At 63.2% G+C, this 20369-nt stretch carries 17 protein-coding genes; 4 read left to right on the top strand and 13 right to left on the bottom strand.

Annotation, left to right across the window (positions count from 1 at the left end):
* Positions 1 to 268: 268 nt before the first annotated feature.
* Complete coding sequence (hrcA, locus tag HK28_RS12915) at positions 269 to 1336, bottom strand: heat-inducible transcriptional repressor HrcA (RefSeq protein ID WP_086644951.1); 1068 nt, start codon at positions 1334 to 1336, stop codon at positions 269 to 271.
* 234 nt (positions 1337 to 1570) lie between these two features.
* Between hrcA and rph the strand changes: the two genes are divergently transcribed.
* Together rph and rdgB are read left to right on the top strand one after the other, a co-directional pair.
* The gene (gene rph / locus HK28_RS12920; protein ID WP_086644952.1) at positions 1571 to 2299 is read left to right on the top strand and encodes a ribonuclease PH; all 729 of its coding nucleotides are present in this window, start codon (positions 1571 to 1573) and stop codon (positions 2297 to 2299) included.
* The gene (rdgB, locus tag HK28_RS12925; protein WP_086644953.1) at positions 2296 to 2898 is read left to right on the top strand and encodes an RdgB/HAM1 family non-canonical purine NTP pyrophosphatase; all 603 of its coding nucleotides are present in this window, start codon (positions 2296 to 2298) and stop codon (positions 2896 to 2898) included. The genes rph and rdgB overlap by 4 nt, the downstream gene beginning before the upstream one ends.
* A gap of 110 nt (positions 2899 to 3008) precedes the next feature.
* On the opposite strand, the gene HK28_RS12930 is transcribed toward rdgB, so the two are convergent.
* The 8 genes from HK28_RS12930 to HK28_RS14070 form a co-directional block, all read right to left on the bottom strand.
* Positions 3009 to 3968 (bottom strand): hypothetical protein, encoded by a 960-nt coding sequence (locus HK28_RS12930; protein WP_086644954.1) that lies wholly within the window; start codon positions 3966 to 3968, stop codon positions 3009 to 3011.
* 245 nt (positions 3969 to 4213) lie between these two features.
* A complete protein-coding gene (locus tag HK28_RS12935; RefSeq protein ID WP_143217427.1) occupies positions 4214 to 5314 on the bottom strand; it encodes a hypothetical protein in 1101 nt (366 codons plus the stop codon).
* A gap of 149 nt (positions 5315 to 5463) precedes the next feature.
* Positions 5464 to 6438, bottom strand: a complete 975-nt coding sequence (locus tag HK28_RS12940; RefSeq protein WP_086644970.1) for an Hsp33 family molecular chaperone HslO — start codon at positions 6436 to 6438, stop codon at positions 5464 to 5466.
* A 315-nt stretch (positions 6439 to 6753) separates the two neighbouring features.
* Positions 6754 to 7101: a hypothetical protein gene (locus HK28_RS12945; protein ID WP_086644956.1), complete on the bottom strand. Its 348-nt coding sequence runs from the start codon at positions 7099 to 7101 to the stop codon at positions 6754 to 6756.
* A complete protein-coding gene (gene argF / locus HK28_RS12950; RefSeq protein WP_086644957.1) occupies positions 7098 to 8126 on the bottom strand; it encodes an ornithine carbamoyltransferase in 1029 nt (342 codons plus the stop codon). The genes HK28_RS12945 and argF overlap by 4 nt, the downstream gene beginning before the upstream one ends.
* On the bottom strand, positions 8123 to 9316 hold the full coding sequence (locus HK28_RS12955) for an aspartate aminotransferase family protein (protein ID WP_086644958.1): 1194 nt from the start codon (positions 9314 to 9316) through the stop codon (positions 8123 to 8125). The genes argF and HK28_RS12955 overlap by 4 nt, the downstream gene beginning before the upstream one ends.
* A 153-nt stretch (positions 9317 to 9469) precedes the next feature.
* Positions 9470 to 10819 (bottom strand): Nramp family divalent metal transporter, encoded by a 1350-nt coding sequence (locus HK28_RS12960; protein ID WP_369823666.1) that lies wholly within the window; start codon positions 10817 to 10819, stop codon positions 9470 to 9472.
* Positions 10820 to 10898: 79 nt separating this feature from the next.
* Positions 10899 to 11048, bottom strand: coding sequence for a hypothetical protein (locus HK28_RS14070; RefSeq protein WP_158093473.1), 150 nt, complete (start codon positions 11046 to 11048; stop codon positions 10899 to 10901).
* On the opposite strand from HK28_RS14070, the gene HK28_RS12965 reads away from it, so the two are divergent.
* Together HK28_RS12965 and HK28_RS12970 are read left to right on the top strand one after the other, a co-directional pair.
* Complete coding sequence (locus HK28_RS12965) at positions 11047 to 12450, top strand: DUF1800 family protein (protein WP_233140539.1); 1404 nt, start codon at positions 11047 to 11049, stop codon at positions 12448 to 12450. The genes HK28_RS14070 and HK28_RS12965 overlap by 2 nt on opposite strands.
* Positions 12451 to 12458: 8 nt before the next feature.
* Positions 12459 to 13661 (top strand): DUF1501 domain-containing protein, encoded by a 1203-nt coding sequence (locus tag HK28_RS12970; RefSeq protein ID WP_086644972.1) that lies wholly within the window; start codon positions 12459 to 12461, stop codon positions 13659 to 13661.
* 21 nt (positions 13662 to 13682) lie between these two features.
* On the opposite strand, the gene HK28_RS12975 is transcribed toward HK28_RS12970, so the two are convergent.
* From HK28_RS12975 to HK28_RS12990, 4 genes are all read right to left on the bottom strand, one after another.
* Positions 13683 to 16226: a TonB-dependent receptor domain-containing protein gene (locus tag HK28_RS12975; RefSeq protein ID WP_233140540.1), complete on the bottom strand. Its 2544-nt coding sequence runs from the start codon at positions 16224 to 16226 to the stop codon at positions 13683 to 13685.
* A 319-nt stretch (positions 16227 to 16545) separates the two neighbouring features.
* Complete coding sequence (locus HK28_RS12980) at positions 16546 to 17715, bottom strand: M20 aminoacylase family protein (protein WP_086644960.1); 1170 nt, start codon at positions 17713 to 17715, stop codon at positions 16546 to 16548.
* Positions 17716 to 17735: 20 nt separating this feature from the next.
* Positions 17736 to 19169 carry a M20 family metallopeptidase gene (locus tag HK28_RS12985; RefSeq protein WP_086644961.1) on the bottom strand — a complete coding sequence of 478 codons (1434 nt, stop codon included), beginning with the start codon at positions 19167 to 19169 and terminating at the stop codon, positions 17736 to 17738.
* A gap of 30 nt (positions 19170 to 19199) precedes the next feature.
* Positions 19200 to 20369, bottom strand: coding sequence for a M20 aminoacylase family protein (locus HK28_RS12990; protein ID WP_086644962.1), 1170 nt, complete (start codon positions 20367 to 20369; stop codon positions 19200 to 19202).

Raw genomic sequence — 20369 nt, forward strand, 5'->3', positions numbered from 1 at the left:
TCTTTGCGGAACCTGAATCACAGCGACCTCCGTCAATCAATGGGTCCTGAGCCTAGAGCCGCAGCATTGACACCTACTCGAGGGCTCATGACGTTAGTCTGGAAAAATTCAACAATAAGGTTGAGTTTCATCGCCAACGCCTTACCAGTCACTCATCAGGAATTTGTCAGGCAATCTACTCACGAGAGGGGTTTTGTTTTCATAAACAAAGTTACGCACGTAATATTTCAATATCTATTATGGAAAATACGCCCCCTCCTTTCCAGCGCTATCGCAATATCTCCCCGATCACTCGCGCCGTGTAATCCACTACCGGGATAATCCGCCCATAATTGATCCGCGTCGGACCGATCACGCCAATAGCGCCGACGATGCGGTTCGCCTCGTTTCGCGCGGGCGCCACCACCATCGCCATACCGGACACGCCGAAAAGCCCACTCTCCGCCCCGATAAAAATACGCACGCCGTCGGATTTTTCCGCAAGCTCAAGCAAACGCAGCATGGAATCCTGTGTCTCCAGCCGCTCAAACAGCATCTGGATCGTCGACAGGCGTTCGATCTCGGTGATGTCGGACAGAAGCCGCCCCTGCCCGCGCACGATCAACGTACCGCCACGCCCCTCCGCGCTCCAGGTCGCAAGGCCACTGGCTACAACTTCCGTCGTCAACTGGTCGAGTTCCGTACGATTTGCGGACATTTCCTCATTCACGCGACCGCGCAGCTCCGCCAACGTCTGGCCTGCCGCGCGGGCATTGAGGTAGTTCGTCGCCTCGATCAACGCCGATGGCGGCGTCCCGGCGGGCGTCTCGATGACGCGATTTTCCACCTGCCCATCGGTGCCCACCAAAACCACCAACGCACGATTGCCGCCCAGTGCGACGAATTCGATATGTTTCACCGAGCCTTCGCCTTTGGGCGCGATGACCAGACTCGCCGCCTGTGAAAGGCCGGACAGCATGGAAGACGCCTCGGTCAGCGTGTCCTCGAGCGATCGGCCACGCGTCTCCAGCGACTGACTGATAGACTCCCGCTCCTCCTCGCTGAGGCTGCCGAACTGGAGGAGGCCGTCGACAAACAACCGCAGACCCTTTTCGGTCGGCAGGCGTCCCGCCGACGTGTGCGGCGAGAACAACAACCCGGCGTCCGTCAGGTCAGCCATCACATTACGGATGGTGGCCGGAGAAAGCCCTATAGGCAGGCGCTGCGACAAGGTGCGGCTGCCCACCGGGTCGCCCGTGGCGACGTAGTGCTCGACCAGCTCCCTCAGAATAGTGGCGGATCGGGGGTCAAGCCCCGGCGGCAGCGCTCTGCGTTCCATGCCAAGCTTACCGTTCATGCGGTCGATGATCCGCCTCCCTGAGACACCGGACGCTCTCCACTCAGAGCAGATCGCCGCCATGCGCTTACACGTTCACTTCTGACTCTGGGGAACGTCCGGCCTCCTGACAAGGGCGTCGTTTCCTCGAACGTGGCGGCGGCTAAAGCCCACGCATCGGCCCCGTCGGGGTGGCCAGCACGCCGCCGCCCGGCTATGCAGCGGCCATATTGTTTTTTGCGAAGGATCCTTACCATGCGCCCTTCAGGCCGCGCCCATCACGCCATGCGCCCCGTCACTATCGAGACCGGTTTCGCCCATCACGCCGAAGGCTCGGCCCTGATCCGCGTCGGCGGAACCGAGGTTCTGTGCGTCGCCAGCATCGAGCAGCGCGTGCCGCCCTTCCTGAAGGGCAAGGGGTCGGGCTGGGTCACGGCGGAATACGGCATGCTTCCGCGCGCTACGCACACGCGCGGCAGCCGCGAAGCGGCGAAGGGCAAGCAGTCGGGCCGCACGCAGGAGATCCAGCGCCTGATCGGCCGCTCCCTGCGCGCCGTCACCGATCTGAAAGCGCTTGGCGAGATGAGCATCACACTCGACTGCGACGTTTTGAACGCCGATGGCGGCACCCGCTGCGCCTCCATCACCGGCGCCTGGGTCGCGCTGCGTCTGGCTCTGGGCAAGCTGCACCGCGAACGCGTGCTGACGACCGTGCCCCTGATCGGACAGGTCGCGGCGGTATCCTGTGGCCTGACGGATGCTGGCGCGGTACTGGACCTCGACTACGTCGAAGACAGCGCGGCGGCGGCGGACACCAACTTCGTCCTGACAGCGGCAGGCGGGATCGTCGAAATTCAGGGCACCGCCGAAGAAAAGCCGTTCTCTGAAGAGGAATTTCTCACCCTGCTCGGGTTGGCGAAAAGCGGCGTGAAGACCCTGTTCGCTGCGCAGGACGCAGCCGTCGTCGCCGCCGAGGCGGCGTGAGCGCCCCCGCCGGGCTGGAGGCGGGAAGCCGCCTCGTCCTTGCGAGCCACAACAAGGGCAAGCTGGCGGAATTCTCCGCCCTGCTCGGCAGGTTTGGAATTACTGTCATTTCGGCAGGCGAACTCGGCCTGCCGGAGCCAGATGAGACAGCGACGACTTTCACAGGCAACGCCGAACTGAAGGCTCTCGCCGCCGCCAAAGCGTCCGGACTTCCCGCACTCGCTGACGATTCCGGTCTTTGCGTGTCGGCTCTTGGCGGTGCGCCCGGAATATACTCGGCGCGCTGGGCCGGTCCGGACAAAGACTTCGATGGGGCGATGCGCCGCATCGAGGAGGGCATCGGCGGCGACGAGCGCGATGCGTGGTTCATCTGCGTGCTGTGTCTGGCTTTCCCCGACGGTTCGATCCGCAGTTTCGAGGGACGGATTGATGGCGTGATCGCACCCGCCCCGCGCGGGGCGGCGGGACACGGCTACGATCCGATCTTCATCCCGGCTGGCGAGACGCGGACGTTCGCCGAGATGAGCGACGACGAGAAAAACTCGATCAGCCACCGTGCGCGCGCCTTCGCTGCGTTTCGCGCCGCCTGCCTCCCTTGAGGCGTAAAGGCAGCCAAAAGCTTTCAGACCCAGGCGACTACAAGGCGGCCCGACGCCGGACGCAGGAAATACTCGCCGGATCGTCCTGACGCGTATTTCCTGCGTTACGCTCAGTAGCCGCTGCTGCTTGTCGCCGCCGGTTTGGTCTTGCTAGCCTTTGTCGGCAATTGCAGAACGCCCGGCTTTGGAGAGAGCGTTTTCTTCGTCGCGTCAGACGCGCCGGGATCGCCGCTCGGGAATATCGCGTCGGGCTCGGCTGAAGCCGCCGGGGCGGCGCTTGCAGCTGCGGCGGGCGCGCCAACAGGCTCCATGGCTGCAGCCGAGCCGGTCCCATCCGCAGTGGGAGCGTTTGCCGTCACTGTAGCGCCCACTCCAGCCCCGGACACAGCGGCAGCGGGAGTTGCGACAGAGGCAGCGGCCGCAGGCGGACTTTGCTGCGGCGAGCCGTCCAACGACTGAGACTGGATGGCACCGTCGGTCGGCATGCCGCCCGCGTCCACGAGCCAATCCCGCAGGTTGCGTTTGATCTGGAACTCCAGCTCAACGTTCATGTCCTGCGTCATCTGCTTCGTCAGATCGTAGAGATTACCTTCGCTGTCGGCGTTTCCTGAGTCGAGATTCGGCTTGAAATCGCGAGTGACGTGGGCCTCAGCGACGCCAAGCTGCTGCCCGGTCGGCGACAGGATGTCGATATGCACGTCCATACGGCCCGACAGGGTTCCTCCGGGGCCGTGCACGATGGACGCCTGATCGATCGTAAACGTGGCTGAGCCGCTTTGTCCGGTCGCCGCGAGACGATCCTGAGCCAGCTGCAGCAAAGCCTGATCCGGGGGGATGGGCGCGCGTGACGCTTCGTCGCCAGCGGACGGCGTCGCGTGGTCGATGGACTGCAACGTCGCAACGTTCAGATGGATCTGGCCGAGATAGCCGAACTGGTAAGGCGGGAACGACCGGGGGTGCTCGTCGGAACAGGCGGAAAGAAAAGCCGGGGCGCCCAGCGCCGTCACACAGAGCGCCGACGCTCTGGCGAACGAGAGAAAACCGGCGAACCGGCGGCGATCACGTCTCATCCGAACTGTCTCCGTATCGGTGTCGCGACCGGCGTAGAGAAGTCAGCCGGACGCGATGGAATAGTTTGATCACTCAGCGCGATCCGTCCAGACGGATAATGCTGATCGCCGGTCCGCGCCCGCCGCACGTCCGCTCGGTGGAGGCGAATTCCGGCGGCAGCGCTCCCCTTTCCGGTGAAGGGCCGACGTCGCGCGACGCAAAAGATCGTTCTGCGAAGACTCTAAACGCCTGGGATCCAAATCAATCATGCTTCCGGAACGCCGCCCGCGGTCGCCTCACCCTCCGGCGTCGTCGTCGCCCCAACGAAACAACGTCCCTGAAACGCGTCCCCTACCTGAGCCGCACTCAGCAGGTCATCCACGGGTCCGGTTATCGCCGCGCCTGCTTCCGAACGAACGATCCGGGCGGTCGTTCCGCCAAGAGACAGCGACGACGCCGACCCCAGAGAAAATCCGGCGGACATCCGCACGACCGTTTGCCTTGGCAGCGCCGCCGCCCGCGCGGGATCGGCGGAGAACCATGACAGCAGACGACGCGGAAGGGCGTCGAGCGTCCCGGAAGTCGCGTCGCCGACGATCAGATCGACCTGCGGGCAATACAGAAAAGGCGACGCGCCTTCCTTCGCCCCGAGTTCCGGAGCGACTCCAAGATAGAACACGGCGTTCACCCCCGGATCGACGAAACGTGTCACGCTGAGGCCGTTTTCCGCCAGGACGTGATGACCCCGAAGAACCGAGCGCCCAGTAGGCGACAGCACGACCGGCTCCACCTGCTCGGCCAACCCGTGGGCGGCGGGAAGCATCTGCCGCAAAACCGCGATGTCGAACACGACGCCGTCCTGTAAGGCAAGAGATGAGCGATCTCCGTCGCCCCCGGCGCCGACCTGACGCAACGGAGGCTGCGACTCCAGCCAGCGATCCAGCAAGTCATTGCGCAGGAATGCTGGCATCCGCGCGATTGCGGCGGGCGCGGTGCCCGTCATCGGACCCGGGCACATCTCGCAAAAGACAGACTCGCGTAGCGCATAAAAGAACGGCGCAATCGCGCCAACGATCACCGACCGCTCCTCGGGCGTCAGATCCGCAAGGGCGCTGGCCCGGTAATTCAGCGTGCGGTCAAACAGCCAGAACGCGTCGCGTCCTTCCTCGTCCTGCAGATACAACACCGGCATCGGCAGCAACGCAGGCTCGAACGCCACCGCGCGCCATCCCGGATACAGGCGCGTGACGGGCTTCCCCCGGATACGCAGGGGGTAGTCCACCTGCCCCACGCGCACCATAAGGGCGCCCTTTTCCGGTTGGGCGCCTTGCTCGGGAGTCGATCGACCCGGGCTCCGGTCGGTCACGGGCCTCTCCTCCACAATCATACCCATCGGCGTTTCTCCTGCGGGCGGATCCGACACCGAGAGGCAGCAACCCGTTCATGAGCTGTCCGGCTACGGCGTTAGCGGCGCCAATTTGAACCCGCAAGCCCTATGATTGTATTACCGGGCGCTCACGCCGAACGCGGACCGACCTCTTCACGAGAAAAGCGGAAATCGACGTTGCAGAATTCACAGGTCATCACGATCCGGTCCTCGACGACCATGTGATCGAGATCCTCCTCGGAAAAACGCCCCAGAATATCGACCAGCTTGGCGCGTGAGCAACGGCAGCCATATGCGAGCGCCCTCGGCTGCCCCACCCGAAGCGATTCCTCATGAAACAGCCTGTTGAGCAGTTTCTCGGGCTGGAGCCCGTCGTCCAGCAACTCCGCAGTCGTCAGGGTGCGGGCGAGGATCGTCGCCGTTTCCCAGGCGTCTTCGTCTTCAGGCGCGGAAACCCGGCTCGCGCCGTCATCGAATTCATCGGTCACGACGCCGCCTTCAGAGGCGATGCGCTCCAGAATCAGTCCTCCGGAACGCCACCCTTCCGGCGTCCGTTCGCACGCCAGCATCAGCCAGCACGCATGCTGCTCGCTCGTTTCGAAATAATGCGTGGCCATGGCCGCGAGGTCGTCGCCGACGATTTCAACGATCCCCTGATGCCGATCCATGTCCGCGCCCTGGTCGACGGTCAGGGCCAGATACCCATTGCCGAACAGGTCGCGATCGGAAGGCCTCGAAACTTCGCCCAGCAGGGCTGGCAGAGCCTCGTCGTCGCTACGGGCGTAGAACCGCAGCGAACCGGCGTCCGTGCAGTCCGCAGCAAGCAGGCTCACCGGCCCGTCGCCCTTCACCTGCAGCGAGAACGACCCCTGAAACTTCAGCGCCGACGACAGCCCGGCGACCAGCGCCAGAGCCTTGCCCGCCAGAGTGTTGACCTCGGGCGCGTTGTCATGCCGCGACAACAGCGCGTCAGCCAGCGCGCCCAGACGAACCAGGCGTCCGCGCACTGGACGCCCCTCCAGATGGAACGGGGTGACGCCGCGAGGGACGACCATGTCAGGAACGTCCGGACGTCCACGGTCCAGAAAAGCCGGCGTGTCGATCATCGTTGATACTCCTGCGAGCGACTGACGCCGATCGCCACCTGAAACATCCTCACCCGCGTCAGACCTCGCTGACTGACCGGCCAGGAATGCTGACTAAAATAAAAGCTGGAGCCGCGTCCGCTCACCGGAGCGGACGGGCAGGCCCCAAGACCGGGACATGCCGGCCAACGCCATATGCATTTTGCGGAAATGGCGCAGAAGGCTGATCGTCGGCGCGCGCTCCATCCGGATCCGCCTTACCGTGGATCCGGCGGCCAGTTGCTCTCAACGCGTGAGGAACCTAGATCACCCCGGCCTAAACCGCTTGGCCGCTCACAGCGAAGCGGTCAGATCCGCCTCGACAGCCTCAAGCGACTGCTCGAACGCCATAAGCGCCTCCGGCGACAACGTAAAGCCAGCCTTCAACGCGCGCAGCAGCCCTTTGCGGCAGGCATCGTGCGCGACGTCCAGATCGACCGGTCCGGTCGTGTTGGCGATGCAGCCGACGTAAGAGTCCTTCAGCGGTCGCAACGCCTCTGCAGGCAGACCAAGCGCCGCAAACGCCTTGTCGACTTCCGGCTCCAGCCATCCAGGTCCCGCTGGCACGTCCTCAGTCGCGGACGGGCGCAGCGGCCCATCCTCCGGACCGCTTCCCGAAGCGCCTGTTCGCTCGTCCGTCACTTCTTCTCCTCGCCGAAACGGGTCCAGTTCTCGCCGCATAGAGACCAGATCAACAGGCCTTTCTGGGCGTGCAACCGGTTCTCGGCCTCGTCAAACACAACCGATCGGGGGCTCTCAAACACCTCTTCGGTCACTTCATCCCCGATATGGGCGGGCAGGCAGTGCATGAAAAGGGCGTCAGACGCAGCGCAGGCCATCAGAGCGCGATCAACACGATACGGCTCCAGCAAAGCAATCCGTTCAGCAGCGTCTTCGTCCGACATGCTGACCCACGTGTCGGTCAGAACGCAGTCGGCGCCGTCAACCGCCTCACGCGGGTCGCGGGTGACATGTATCGCTCCGCCCTGCTCAAGCGCCCAAGCGACGACATCCTTGTTCGGCGAAAACTGGGAAGGCGTCGCGAGACGCAATGTGAAGCCAAACCGCACAGCGGCCTCGATCAGCGAGGTCGCGACATTATTGCCGTCGCCGACCCACGCCAGCGTGCGGCCCGCGATCGGTCCGCGATGCTCTTCGAACGTCATGACGTCGGCGAGAATCTGCACCGGATGAGAGGCGGGCGTCAGGCCATTAATGACCGGAACGCTGCTCCACTGCGCCAGCTCCCGCAGGGCGGCGGCGCGGCCGGTTCGTAGAACGATGGCGTCAAGGAAGCGCGAGAGGACGCGCGCCGTGTCCGGCACCGACTCGCCGCGCCCGAGCTGCGTCTCGGACGCTGACAGCACGACGACCTCCCCACCCAGTTGGCGCACGCCGACTTCGAACGACACGCGCGTCCGGGTGGACGGTTTGGACAGCAGCAGACCGACGCTGCGGCCGGCCAGCGGCGCGGCGGGATGCAGCGGGCGGGCGCGGTTGCGCTGCATCCGCTTGACCCCTGAGGCGACGTCGAGAATCTGCCGCAGCGTAGCGGCGTCCAGATCGCGCAGCTCGAGGAAATGCCGCGGCCCTGACAGCGGCGGCTCTGACGCCACCTCTACGGTCGCGCCTCCCCATACCGCCGCTGCGGCTGAAGCGGCGCTCATTGCGCCGCCTCCAGAACTGTCGAGCGGATCGCCGCCGCCGCCTGCCGCAGACGCGCCGCCGCTTCCTCACAGTCCGTCTCGGTGATCACCAACGGCGGCGTCAGACGCAGGACGTTGTCGCCCGCTGTGACGACCAGCAGATCCGCGTCACGCGCCGCGGCCTGCACGTCGCCGACCTTCGGAACGCAACGCAGTCCGATCAGCAGCCCCATGCCACGTCGCTCGGAGAACACCTCGGGGAAGTCACGCACGACGTCGTCCAGCAAACGACCGAGAAGCGCCGCCCGGTCATTGACCTGATCCAGAAATCCGGGAGCCAGCAGCACGTCAAGCACAGCGTTGCCTGCAGCGCAGGCCAGCGGATTGCCGCCGAACGTCGTGCCGTGCGACCCGGCGACGAGGTGGCGCGCCACCTCCTCCGTCGCCAGAATCGCGCCGATCGGGAAACCGCCGCCAAGCCCCTTGGCGCTGGACATGACGTCCGGCGTCACGCCCGCCCATTCATGGGCGAACAGACGTCCGGTGCGACCCATGCCAGTCTGAACCTCATCAAAGCCGAGAAAAAGTCCGAACTCGTCGCACGCGGCCCGCAGTTCGGCCAGAAAACGGCGGTCCGCCGCTCTGATCCCGCTCTCGCCCTGAATCGGCTCCAGCATGATGCCCGCAGTCTCCGGCGTGATGGCGTCGCGCACGGCATTCATGTTGTTCAGCGGTACATGATCGAAGCCGGGCGCACGCTCCCCGAACCCGTCGAGATAGGTCGGATTGCCGGTGGCGGAGAGCATGCCGAGCGTACGCCCATGGAAAGCCCCGTCGAAGCAGAGAATGCGCGTCCGCTCCGGGTGCCCTGATTTCGCTTGCGCGCGGCGGATGGCTTTCACCATGCCCTCGTTCGCCTCTGCGCCCGAGTTGCAGAAAAAGACGCTGTCGGCAAAGGAATTGGCGACCAGCCGCTCAGCCAGGCGCTCAGCCTGCGGAACACGAAACAGGTTCGAGACATGCATCACCTGCGCCGCCTGCTCGGTGATGGCGGCGACCAGGTGTGGGTTAGCGTGCCCCAGAGAGCAGGTGGCGATGCCCGCTGCAAAATCGAGAAATCGTCGCCCGTCCGTCGCGTACAGCCAGGCGCCTTCGCCCCGCTCAAAAGCGAGGTCGGCGCGGTTGTAGGTCGGCATCAGGGCGGGAATCATCGAATTTTACGCTTCTGTGTTGCGTTAAAAGGAAGAAACGAAAACAGCCCGCTGCCGAAAGCAGTCGGGTGGCTCATTTCGTGTCTATGATGGCGGCGCGATGGCGCGGAAGTCAAACGTCGTCGCGCCCGGAGGCCGCATTTTTACGCGCGGTTATCCGGCGAATGAGCTGTAAAGCAGCTGCAGATTGAGCACGAGGATGATGGCCGCCACGACCCAGGCCACCGCCGCGCTCCCCCGCGAGATCGCGAACGCGCCCATACGTTTCCGATTCGAGACGAACCAGACCAGCGGAATGACTGCGAAGGGCAACTGCATGGACAGCACGACCTGGCTGAACATCAGCAGTTTTCCGACGCTCCGGTCTCCGAACAGAACGGTGGCGGCTATGACGGGCAGAATCGCCAGCCCACGCGTCAGCAGCCGACGCGCCCATGGCGGCATACGCAGCCGCACGAATCCCTCCATGACGATCTGCCCGGCAAGCGTGCCGGTAATGGTCGAGTTCGTGCCAGCCGCGAGCAGCGCCACCGCGAACAGGGTGGAGGCGATTCCCATGCCCAGAACCGGAGACAGCAGCCTGAACGCGTCTTCCAGCTCCGCCACGTCGCTGTGCGGGCCGCCGTGAAACGCGGCCGCCGCGACGATCAGGATGGCTGCGTTGACGAATAGCGCGAGGGTCAGGGCGATAGTGCTGTCCAGCGTCGCCCATCGAAGGGCCTCTCGCCGACCGACAGGCGTCCGCTCATAAGCGCGGGTCTGGACGATCGACGAGTGCAGATAGAGGTTATGCGGCATGACCGTTGCGCCGATAATGCCGATCGCAACGTAAAGCATCTTCGGGTCTGTCACGATCTGCGTCGTCGGGATGAAACCGCGCACGACGGCTGCGATCGGCGGCGCGGCGGCGACAAGTTGCACGGCGAAACACAGGGCGATCACCATCAGAAGCGCGATGATCATCGCCTCCAGATAGCGAAACCCCCGCCCCATCAACCCCAGCACCAGAAAGGCGTCGAGAGCCGAGACGAGGGCCCCGCCAAGCAGCGGCAGACCGAAGAGAAGTTGCAGGGCGATGGCCGCGCCTATCACCTCGGCCAGATCGCAGGCGATAATCGCCAGTTCGCACGCGAGCCACAGCAAAAGATTGATCGGACGCGGAAAGTAATCGCGGCACGATTGCGCCAGATCGCGGTCGGTGGCGATGCCCAGCCGCGCCGACAGCGCCTGAAGGATCACCGCCATGATGTTGGAGAGCAGAATTACGCTGAGCAGCTGATAGCCGAACCCGGCGCCGCCCTGCAGGTCGGTAGCCCAGTTGCCTGGGTCCATATACCCGACCGACACCAGATAGCCCGGTCCGACAAAGGCGAGGAAACGACGAAAGGCGGACGCGCCGCCAGACGGAACGCCGACGCTGCCGAACAGCGTGGACAGGCTCCGTTCTTCCAAGCGGACGTGAGAACCGTCAGGGGATGACGGCGTCGACCAAAGCTTCAGCACGTGTGACTTCTCCGCAGGAGCCCGGCTTGTCCACGCCCGACTCCGCACTTTATGCAGCATGCTATATTTTTGCGTCGCGTCAAAGCGCCATATGCGCCGCCCCGGCAGCGCGAGCGGCGCTGGCGATCCGCATCATCGACTGCTGCTCGATCCCGGATCGCCCGACACGTCCTCCGGCTGCTGCGAAACGGAATGCAGTCTCCCAGGCGTGACAACCGGACGGGCGCATGCGCCGTCATCTCGCCACGTTTGCGCCCAAGGGTCGGGAGCGACGACGCGAGCGCGGAGAACTCATCATGGAAGAATCCAGCGCCATAACGGGATTTGGCTGGGGGCGGCGTGGCGACGAGCCACTACCGGACACGCCTGTAACGTGGCTCCGCGCGCAGACGCTCGCACCGGACGCCGCGATCTTCACCGGCCTTGGCGAAAGCGCCGACGGTCTGATCGCCCTGCGCACGCAGCGCCGCGAAAAAATCCGGGACAATTCTCTGGTCAAACCCGTCTTTCAGGCGGAAGTCGTAGCCCAGATGGAACAGCTTCTGATTTCGGAACAACCTTTCCGGGAGAGGCTCGCCTGGTTCTGGTTCAACCACTTTACCGTCAGCCTGCGTCAGGGCGACACGCGCGCCGTGATCGGCGCCTACATGCGCGAGGCGATCCGCCCCAATGTCACCGCGCGTTTTTCGGACATGACTCTGGCGGTCATGCGTCATCCGGCCATGCTCATGTATCTCGACAACACATCCTCGACGGGCCCTTCCAGCCCAGTCGGGCTGAAAGCCCATCGCGGCCTCAATGAGAACCTCGCGCGGGAATGTCTGGAACTGCACACAGTCTCGCCGCAGGCCGGGTACACTCAGACGGACGTGACCGCGTTCGCCGCGGTCCTGACCGGCTGGACGGTGAACATGAACGCCGAGCGTCCGGGGTTTCAGTTTCGAGCCAACGCGCACGAACCCGGCGAAAAAACCATTATGGGGCAAACCTTTCCCGAAGGAGAGGAGGGCGGCGTCGCGGCGTTGCAATTTCTTGCGACCCATCCGACGACATATCGTCACCTCGCCACAAAGCTGGTGGGGCATTTCGTCTCGGATGCACCGCCGCCTGCGGACGTCGCGCATGTGGCGGCCGCGCTGCACGATACGCAGGGCGATCTTGGAGCGGCCGCGCTGGCGCTGATCGAACTGTGTCGCGCGCCCCGCAGGCGCTCCGTCGGGGAACGGACCGACAAGTTCCGTACGCCGATGGATTTCGCCGTAGCCGCGATGCGGGCGCTCGACCGGGCTGGACCACGCCCTTCTCCCGATGCGCCCCACTCTCCCGCCCACACGCTCGCCGGGGCGCTGGGCGCGTTGGGACAGCCGCTGTGGACGGCGCCCCTGCCCAATGGCTGGAGCGATCGCGCCGCCGACTGGTCGGCGCCCGCCGACATGATGGCTCGCGCAGACTGGGCTTATCGCATTTCGGCGGGCGTACATGAGGGAAATCCACTCGACATCGCGCACGCAACCCTCGGCCCCGCTCTGCGGCCCGCCACCATCGAGGCGATCCGCCACGCGGGCTCCCGTCAGGCCGGGCTGACCCTGCTGTTCTCGTCACCCGAATTTCAGAGGCGCCAGACATGTTGAGGCATTCCCTGCTGATCCGTCGCCGGTCCGCCCTGCTCGGCCTCGCCGCAAGCTGGGCGCTGGGCCGGTCCTCTCTCGCGCTCGCCGGGACGTCGGACGGCGACGACGACCCGCGTCTGGTCGTCGTCATTTTGCGTGGCGCGCTGGACGGCATGGCGGCGGTGACGCCGTATGGCGACCCCTCGCTTACGACGCTGCGCCGAGACCTGTTGCCGCCGGAGCCCGGTAGGGACGGCGGGCTGCTCGACCTTGGCGGGTTCTTCGGGTTGCACCCGTCCCTTTCAGGAATGCAGCGCCTCTACGCCGCCGGCCAGATGTTGCCTTTTCATGCCGTGGCCGGCCATTATCGCAGCCGCTCGCATTTCGAGGCGCAGGACTACATGGAAAGCGGCGCCGACCAGAGGCTCAGCAGCGGTTGGCTGAACCGCGCGGTCTCCGCCCTTCCGAAAAACAGGCATGGCGCGGAAGGCGCTGGGCTTTCCCTTGGGCTTTCGGTCCCGCTGTTGTTGCGCGGTCCGACCACTGTCGCCAGCTACGCGCCCGAGGGCGGTCGACGACCGGACGCAGACCTCTACTCTCAGATCGCTGCGCTGAATGCGAAAGACCCCGTCACAGGACCCGCCTTTCGCAACGGCCTGACCGCCCTCGGTTTTTCCGCCAAGGTGCTGGCGGGAGACGCGCCTCCGCCTGCTCCGCGCGGGCAGAAACCCGGCGCGTTCGCAATTCTCGCGGACGCGGCGGGACGCATGCTCGCCGACCGAAGAGGACCGCGCGTCGCGGCGCTTGAAATGGGCGGATGGGACACGCACGCCTCTCAGAAAGGACGCCTTGCAGGTCCACTGCGGCAGCTGGATATGGGCATGGACGCCATACGTCTGGCCCTTGGTCCGGCGTGGGATCGCACCGTGGTTCTGGTGATGACAGAATTCGGCCGCACCGTTCGCATGAACGGCACCGGAGGCACCGATCACGGTACCGCGACGGCGGCGTTTTTGCTCGGCGGCGCGGTTGCGGGAGGACGAGTGGCCGGCACATGGCCGGGGTTACAGGCGACGCAACTGTTCGAGCACCGCGACCTTGCGCCGACCACCGATCTTCGGGCGGTCGCGAGCGGTGTGCTGCGCGACCATCTGCGGCTCGGTCCCTCGGCGTTGACGAACGTGTTCCCCGGCCCTGCCGTGACGCCGGAGAACGGTTTGGTGAAGGTTTAGCAGCGTGAACGCATGCGTCCTTTAGAAGGACGCTGCGATCGTGCCGTAAAACTCACGAGGCGCCCCGACAAACAGGTTGGCGTTGTCGTCGCCGGACACCGACGCCGCGCCATAGGCGCTGCTGATGTAGTTTTTGTTGAACAGGTTTGTGATTCCGAAAGACGCCTTGATATTATTCGCAAAGCCGATCTTGCCGAAGTCGTAGGCGAAACTGGTCGTCGCGAGCCAGTAGGCGGGGATGTATTCGTCATTCATGTAGGTCATCGGACGCGAGCCGATATAATTGACGTTGAAGTTGAACATCGCGCCGCGCCAAGTGTAGTTCAGATTCGCCTTGTACGTGAATTTTGGATAGTATACCTGATGTTTTCCATGAATGTCGTAGCTCTGCCCACCGTAATTGATTGAATGGGTCAGATACTGAGCATCGTTCCAGCTGAAGCTGTTGGTAATCTCAAGCCCGCGCACCGGCCTGATCGTCGCCATGACGTCGACACCGTCCATGGATTCACGCCCGACGTTCATATAGGCGCTGTTCGCTGTCGCTGAACTGCCTTCCGTAATGGTCGCCAGACGATTGTAGTAGTCCGTGTGATAATAATCGACCGACCCTGAGAAGAACCGGGAATCGTAGCGATATCCGACGACGTAGTTCCAGGTCCGCTCAGGCCGGAGGACTTTCTTGTTCTCGTTAAACACCGTCTGCGCCGAGATCGTGGAGTTGCCGAGACCGCCCCACGCCGTGCCGGATTGCGTCTGGGAATAATAGTCGTACGCGCGGAGGTTTTCTGCGATGTCGATATAAAATTCGTGATGATCAAGAAAGTGATAATCGAAATTGAAGTGCGGCAAGAACGCACCCGAAGACGTCAGTGTGCCGTTGGCGGCGTGACGGTAATAGGTGTTCCAACCCTCTGCGTCGAGTTCAGATGTGTAATCATCCTTTGTGCCGCCATGCGTCGTCTGCGTGAGCGACTTGAAACCGGCGAGCAGGGTCATGCCCGGAATGATCGTCCAGCGATCCTGCAGGAAGAACTGGAACGTATTTGTGTTGTATGTGTCGTTAAACCACGTATGCCCGGTACCCGCCTTGAAATCCGAATTCCAGTTGTGAGCTTCGTTGAGACCGTCCTCGTAGAGGCGCTGATTGTAAATCCAGTGATTATTCTCGTACCACACGCCTGCTTCGATGTGGTTGTGGTGCGGCGCTTCGTAAGAGAATTTCTGCGTGAACCCCAGACGACGCATAAAAGCGTGAGCCATCTGCAGCGCCATGGGGACGCCAGTCACGGTGCCATCGGGCTGAAGCGTGACGGCTCCGTAGCTGGGCGACGTCACAAAATTGTTCGTGCCGCCGTGAATGTCGCTGCTCACGTTGCCATAGATGACGGTGTCTGACGTCACGTTCTTGAACAAGTCATAATGAGTGTTGATCGACGAAAGATACGTGCGCTGAACCTGGGACGCATCCCATGCGTAATCGCCGATTTCGTCGTTCGACAGAACGCCTTCGTAGCCGGGGGGGACTTCGCTGGTGTATTGCGCGTAATACGCCCACAGCTTGGCCTTCGTGTAATCGGGTTTCAGATAGGTCGAATAACGCCCCATCTTCTCCCACATGTTTTTAGTCATCGTCAGGTAGTTGCCCTGCGTAAAGTTACCGTAACCAAAAAACGCAGTGACTTTTCCCTTGTCGCCCAGCGGCTGAACGACTTTCGCATCGGCCTGAATTTCGCTCTGGTAGCCCTGACCTTTCCACATATCAGTGTTGGTGCGCGCGAAAGACGCGTAAAATTTCGTTCCCGTAGAATTAAGAACGCCGCTGTCTACACGGGCATACGTGCGATATGCGTTGTAGCTGCCAAAGGTCTGGCTGACTTTACCGCCAGCCTTATCCGCCGGATCGGACGACACATAAGTCATGGCGCCGCCGAGATTTTGAGCCGAGAAGGAGTCAAGGGCCCCTGCGCCCTGCGACATCGTCATTCCCCCGATGTCGTCCTGAATCATGGCCTGCGTAATCGACACGCCGTTATAATTGGCGAAACCCTGCGTCCCGAGCGGAATGCCGTCGAGCGTAGCGCCGATCTGCATCTGGCTGAAGCCGCGCACGTAAAGCGTGTTGCCATATGTGTCGAGGCCAAACGCGTCCGTTGACGCGAAGACTGCGCCCGGCGTGGTTTGCGCCAGAACCTGCATGGGGTTCGTGCCCGCAACGAAATGATCCATGGTCTTGCGCGTTACGGCGACTTCCGCGCTGTGGCTACGCACGCGATCGGTACGAACTTCAATCGCCTCCTGATCGTGGCTGGTCATCGAGGTTGCGCGCTTATGCGCAACCGCGCGACGAGCGGGAGCCGGGGCAATGGGGGAACCGCCTTGCGCGGCGACTGCGTGAGAGAGGTGCTTCTTGTGCGCCGACGCCTTGCCATGAGTCGCCTGCCCAGCATCGGACGGTGCGGCCAACGCCGCTGACTCCATGGCCGCCACTCCCGCTATCGCCGTTCCCAACAGTAGAAAAAATCTTGAGCAGCGGGCGCGGCGCGTCAGCGGAGTCACGGTCATAGTCAGAACAGCCCCATCGAAAAAGCGAGAATCACGACATGGCGAACCAAAATCAGGGCTGCACGCGCTCAAACGCCGGCCGTCCACATCGTTGCGATTTCGAGATTACGTATTCGTTACGGACTGTCAATCTCCCACAAACGACGGTTTGAGCGACCCAGGCTCAGTGTTGCCTAAATGCCAAAACCGTCATTGTTTCCGGCACGGATAACAGACTTAAGGAAACGAAATACGCCGCCCGCCGGAGCATTTCATCCGGAGAGAAAGGCGAGACGCGCCGCTTATGCAACAAAGACAAAAGGTCTCGTCGAAATCGCCTTCAGCAGACGGCGCGTATCAACGTGCGTTCCGTCAGTTCGACGAGCAGCGCCGCGCCATAAGGAATCGTTGCGTCATTGAAATCGTAGGCGGGGTGATGCAGGCCCGCCGTCGCGCCGTTGCCGACCCTGACAAAGGCGCCAGGCACTTTCTCGAGCATAAACGCGAAGTCCTCCGAGCCCAAAACGAACGGCGCGCTCCCCTCTACCGCCTCCGCGCCGACGATCGCGCGCGCCGTATCGGCGGCGAAAGCCGTTCGTTCGGGATTATTGATCATCGGGGCGAACATTTCCCCAAACGTGATTTCCGCCGTCGTGCCGAAGCCGGCGGCCAGCGCCTGCGTCATGTGCTCCAGACGTTCCCGCACCAGATCAAGCGTCGCCCAATTCATCGCCCGGAAAGTGCCGCCGAACGACGCAGTCTGCGGAATGACGTTATGAGCCTCTCCGCCGGAAATCTTGGTGACGCTGAAGACCACCGGATTGCTGGGAGAGATCGTACGCGACACGATGGTCTGCAACGCCGTGACGAGCTGACATACCGCGACGACGGGATCGACTCCCGCTTCCGGCCTCGCCGCGTGAGCGCCGACGCCGGTGAGCGTAGCGTCAAAGAAGCCGCCTCCGGCCATCGCCGGGCCAGGCGTCATGCGGTACCTGCCGACGTCCAGCCCCGGCTGATTATGCAAACCATAGATGGCGTCGCACGGGAAACGATCGAACAGGCCATCGTTGAGCATGGCGAGCGCGCCGCCGCACCCTTCTTCACCCGGCTGGAAGATGAAGTTCACCGTGCCGTTGAAGCGGCGCGTCTCCGCCAGTTGACGCGCCGCCGCCAGCAACATCGTCGTGTGCCCGTCATGTCCGCACGCGTGCATCAGACCCGGCGTCTGACTGCTCCACGCCGCTCCCGAAGCCTCGAAAATGGGCAGCGCGTCCATATCGGCGCGCAGGCCCACGGAGCCTTCTCCATTGCCTGACCGCAGCACACCGACCACGCCCGTGCCGCCTACGCCGCGGTGCACCTCGATCCCCCAGGCCTCCAGACGCTCAGCCACAAGAGCCGACGTCCGGTGCTCGACCAGCCCCAGTTCCGGGTGCGCGTGAATATCGCGGCGGATGGCCGCGAATTCTTCGAAACGCGCTGAAATTTCGGCAAGGGCTTCGGACATCAAGGGCACTCCAGTAGAATTCAGGCGGCCTGCACAGCCCTGACGACGAGAGGCGGCTGCACGTCAGGCGGTATCGGGCTGACATACGGCGTCTTTGCGATTTTCTCCGCATGCTCCCGCTTCACTCTGGCGAGCAGCGTTTCGTCGCGCAACACATCGATCGCCGTACCAGCCATCGCCTTGGCCACATGCACCATGCCCTTGTGCGCGAGAGGCGACTTCCCCTGCGCCGTCATCTGCCATGTGTGAAACGGCGTCCCAATCGCACAGGTCGCGCCCAGCGCCTGCGCCGTCGGCACAACCCAGCTGACGTCTCCAACATCGGTCGAACCCATCATCGTACGGAAGCTGTCGCTGCGATAAGGCAGGATCGCATCACACAACGACTTTTCCGGATCTATGGGAAGACAAGCCGCAACGAACGGAGCCGCAATATCTTCAGGCGTCAGACTTTCACGGATGGATTGGGCGAACGCGCGATCCGCCTCGTCAAACTGCGGCGGCCCCAGACGTTCGAGATTGGCCTGCAGAACATGTTCGAGGGTGGTGTTGCCAAGGAGATTGGCCATGCCGCTCAGCACCGCGCTGCTGACCATCGTCTCCGTCATCAACGCCGCGCCGTCGGCAATTTTTCTGACGCGCGCGGTCAGACGCAGCAGCTCGTCGAGTTCGGTCGCACGGACGGTGTAGCGGATCACCGTCCGCGACTGCACGACGTTCGGCGCCACGCCGCCAGCGTCCTGATAGGCGTAGTGAATGCGCGAGCTGGGCAGCATATGCTCGCGCATGTAGTTCACGCCGACATTCATCAGTTCCGCCGCGTCCAGAGCGGAACGTCCCAGATGCGGCGCGGCGGCTGCATGGGACGCGCGTCCGGTGAACGTGAAGTCGATGATCTGATTGGCGAGCGACGCCGCGGGAAACACGCCCGCGAAATGCGCCGGATGCCAGGTGATGGCGATGTCCACATCGTCGAACACGCCCTCCCGCACCATAAACCCTTTCCCTGCGCCGCCTTCTTCGGCCGGGCACCCGTAATACCGAACGCGGCCGGGAGCCCCGGTTTCGGCGAGCCAATCCTTCACTGCAGTGGCCGCGAGCAGCGCCGCTGAACCGAGAAGGTTATGGCCGCAGCCATGCCCGCTGCCGTCCCCCGGCAAAGGCATGTGCGTGGCTTCTCCGGCGGCCTGACTCAACCCCGGCAACGCGTCATACTCGCCCAGAATGGCGATCACCGGACCACCCGCCCCGGCCTCTCCCATGACCGCCGTCGGCAAGCCGCCGACATTTGTCGTGACGCGAAAACCCTGAGCCTCAAGAGCGTTTTTATGCAGGGCGCAGGATGCGAATTCGCCGTAATTCAATTCCGGAACATCCCACACGGCGTCGCTGAGGCCGATCATCGGCTCGGCCTTGCGCTCCACATATGACCAGATCTGATCCTGATTTTCCATCGCGCCTGCCCCTGTGTGTTGCGGTTTCGTTCAGCCCGCCGCTCTGGCGGGAAGTGTTTTTTCCACAATCGTCGCATAAAGCGCCGCGCCATACGGCGTCGTCGCGTCGTTGAAGTTGTAGCGCGGGTGATGCGGCGCGGCGCCTTCGCCTCCGCCAACGAGGATATAAGCGCCCGGCGTTTTTTCCAGCATGAAGCTGAAATCTTCCGACCCCATCGCCGCTTCCGTGTTGCGATCGACCGACGCTTCGCCGACCAGAGCCTCAGCGGCGCCAGCGAACGCGTCGGCGTGCTCTGGATCGTTGATCGTCGGAGCAAAAATCAGACGAAAATCAAGAGACGCGCGCGCGCCGAACGCAGCCGCGACATTCGTAATCGTGCGTTCGATCAACTCCTGAATCTGCGTCATGATGGCTGAACTGAAGCAGCGCACGGTGCCACCCAGCGTCGCTGTATCCGGGATGATGTTGTATGCGTCGCCACCGGCCATTTTCGTGACGCTCAGCACCGCGACTTCAGACGGCGGGATGTTGCGCGAGACGATGGACTGGAGCGCAGTGATCATATGTCCCGCGACCATGACCGGATCCACGCCATCTTCGGGTCGTGCGCCGTGAGCGCCCTTGCCCTTGATCGTGATGTCGAAGAACGCGCCCCCGGCCATCGCCGGACCCGATCGGATCGCGAATTTTCCGACAGGCAAGCCCGGCTTGTTGTGCATCCCGAACAGCGCATCAGAAGGAAAGCGCTCCAGCAGACCATCCTCCAGCATAGCCTTGGCGCCCCCCACGCCTTCTTCCCCCGGCTGGAAGATGAAGTTCACCGTTCCGTCGAAATTCTTCGTCTCCGAAAGATATTTCGCGGCGGCAAGCAACATCGTGGTATGACCGTCATGCCCGCACGCATGCATCATGCCCGGGGTCGTGCTGCGATATTCGACCGTATTTTCTTCCTGCATCGGCAGGGCGTCCATATCCGCACGCAAGCCAACGGAACGGTTACCGCTGCCTGAACGCAGCACGCCGACAACGCCGGTGCGACCGACATTTCGATGAACCTCTATTCCCCATTCGGCGAGCTTTTCCGCCACGATGGCGGACGTTCTGTGCTCTTCAAGTCCGATCTCCGGGTGAGCGTGCAAGTCGTGCCGGATAGCGTCAAACTCGGCGCTGTTGCGGTTCATGAAATCGAATGCAGTCAT

This window comes from Acetobacter sp. DsW_063 (assembly GCF_002153745.1).
In the GTDB taxonomy this organism is placed as follows: Bacteria; Pseudomonadota; Alphaproteobacteria; order Acetobacterales; family Acetobacteraceae; genus Acetobacter.

What these genes read in the sequence shown, in the direction of transcription:
- HK28_RS12990 (WP_086644962.1), bottom strand. Translation starts at nt 20,369, where the DNA reads ATGACTGCATTCGATTTCATGAACCGCAACAGCGCCGAGTTTGACGCT.
- HK28_RS14070 (WP_158093473.1), bottom strand. Translation starts at nt 11,048, where the DNA reads ATGCGCCCGTCCGGTTGTCACGCCTGGGAGACTGCATTCCGTTTCGCA.
- HK28_RS12975 (WP_233140540.1), bottom strand. Translation starts at nt 16,226, where the DNA reads ATGACCGTGACTCCGCTGACGCGCCGCGCCCGCTGCTCAAGATTTTTT.
- HK28_RS12965 (WP_233140539.1), top strand. Translation starts at nt 11,047, where the DNA reads ATGCGCCGTCATCTCGCCACGTTTGCGCCCAAGGGTCGGGAGCGACGA.
- HK28_RS12930 (WP_086644954.1), bottom strand. Translation starts at nt 3,968, where the DNA reads ATGAGACGTGATCGCCGCCGGTTCGCCGGTTTTCTCTCGTTCGCCAGA.
- HK28_RS12985 (WP_086644961.1), bottom strand. Translation starts at nt 19,169, where the DNA reads ATGGAAAATCAGGATCAGATCTGGTCATATGTGGAGCGCAAGGCCGAG.
- hrcA (WP_086644951.1), bottom strand. Translation starts at nt 1,336, where the DNA reads ATGAACGGTAAGCTTGGCATGGAACGCAGAGCGCTGCCGCCGGGGCTT.
- HK28_RS12955 (WP_086644958.1), bottom strand. Translation starts at nt 9,316, where the DNA reads ATGATTCCCGCCCTGATGCCGACCTACAACCGCGCCGACCTCGCTTTT.
- HK28_RS12980 (WP_086644960.1), bottom strand. Translation starts at nt 17,715, where the DNA reads ATGTCCGAAGCCCTTGCCGAAATTTCAGCGCGTTTCGAAGAATTCGCG.
- rph (WP_086644952.1), top strand. Translation starts at nt 1,571, where the DNA reads ATGCGCCCTTCAGGCCGCGCCCATCACGCCATGCGCCCCGTCACTATC.
- argF (WP_086644957.1), bottom strand. Translation starts at nt 8,126, where the DNA reads ATGAGCGCCGCTTCAGCCGCAGCGGCGGTATGGGGAGGCGCGACCGTA.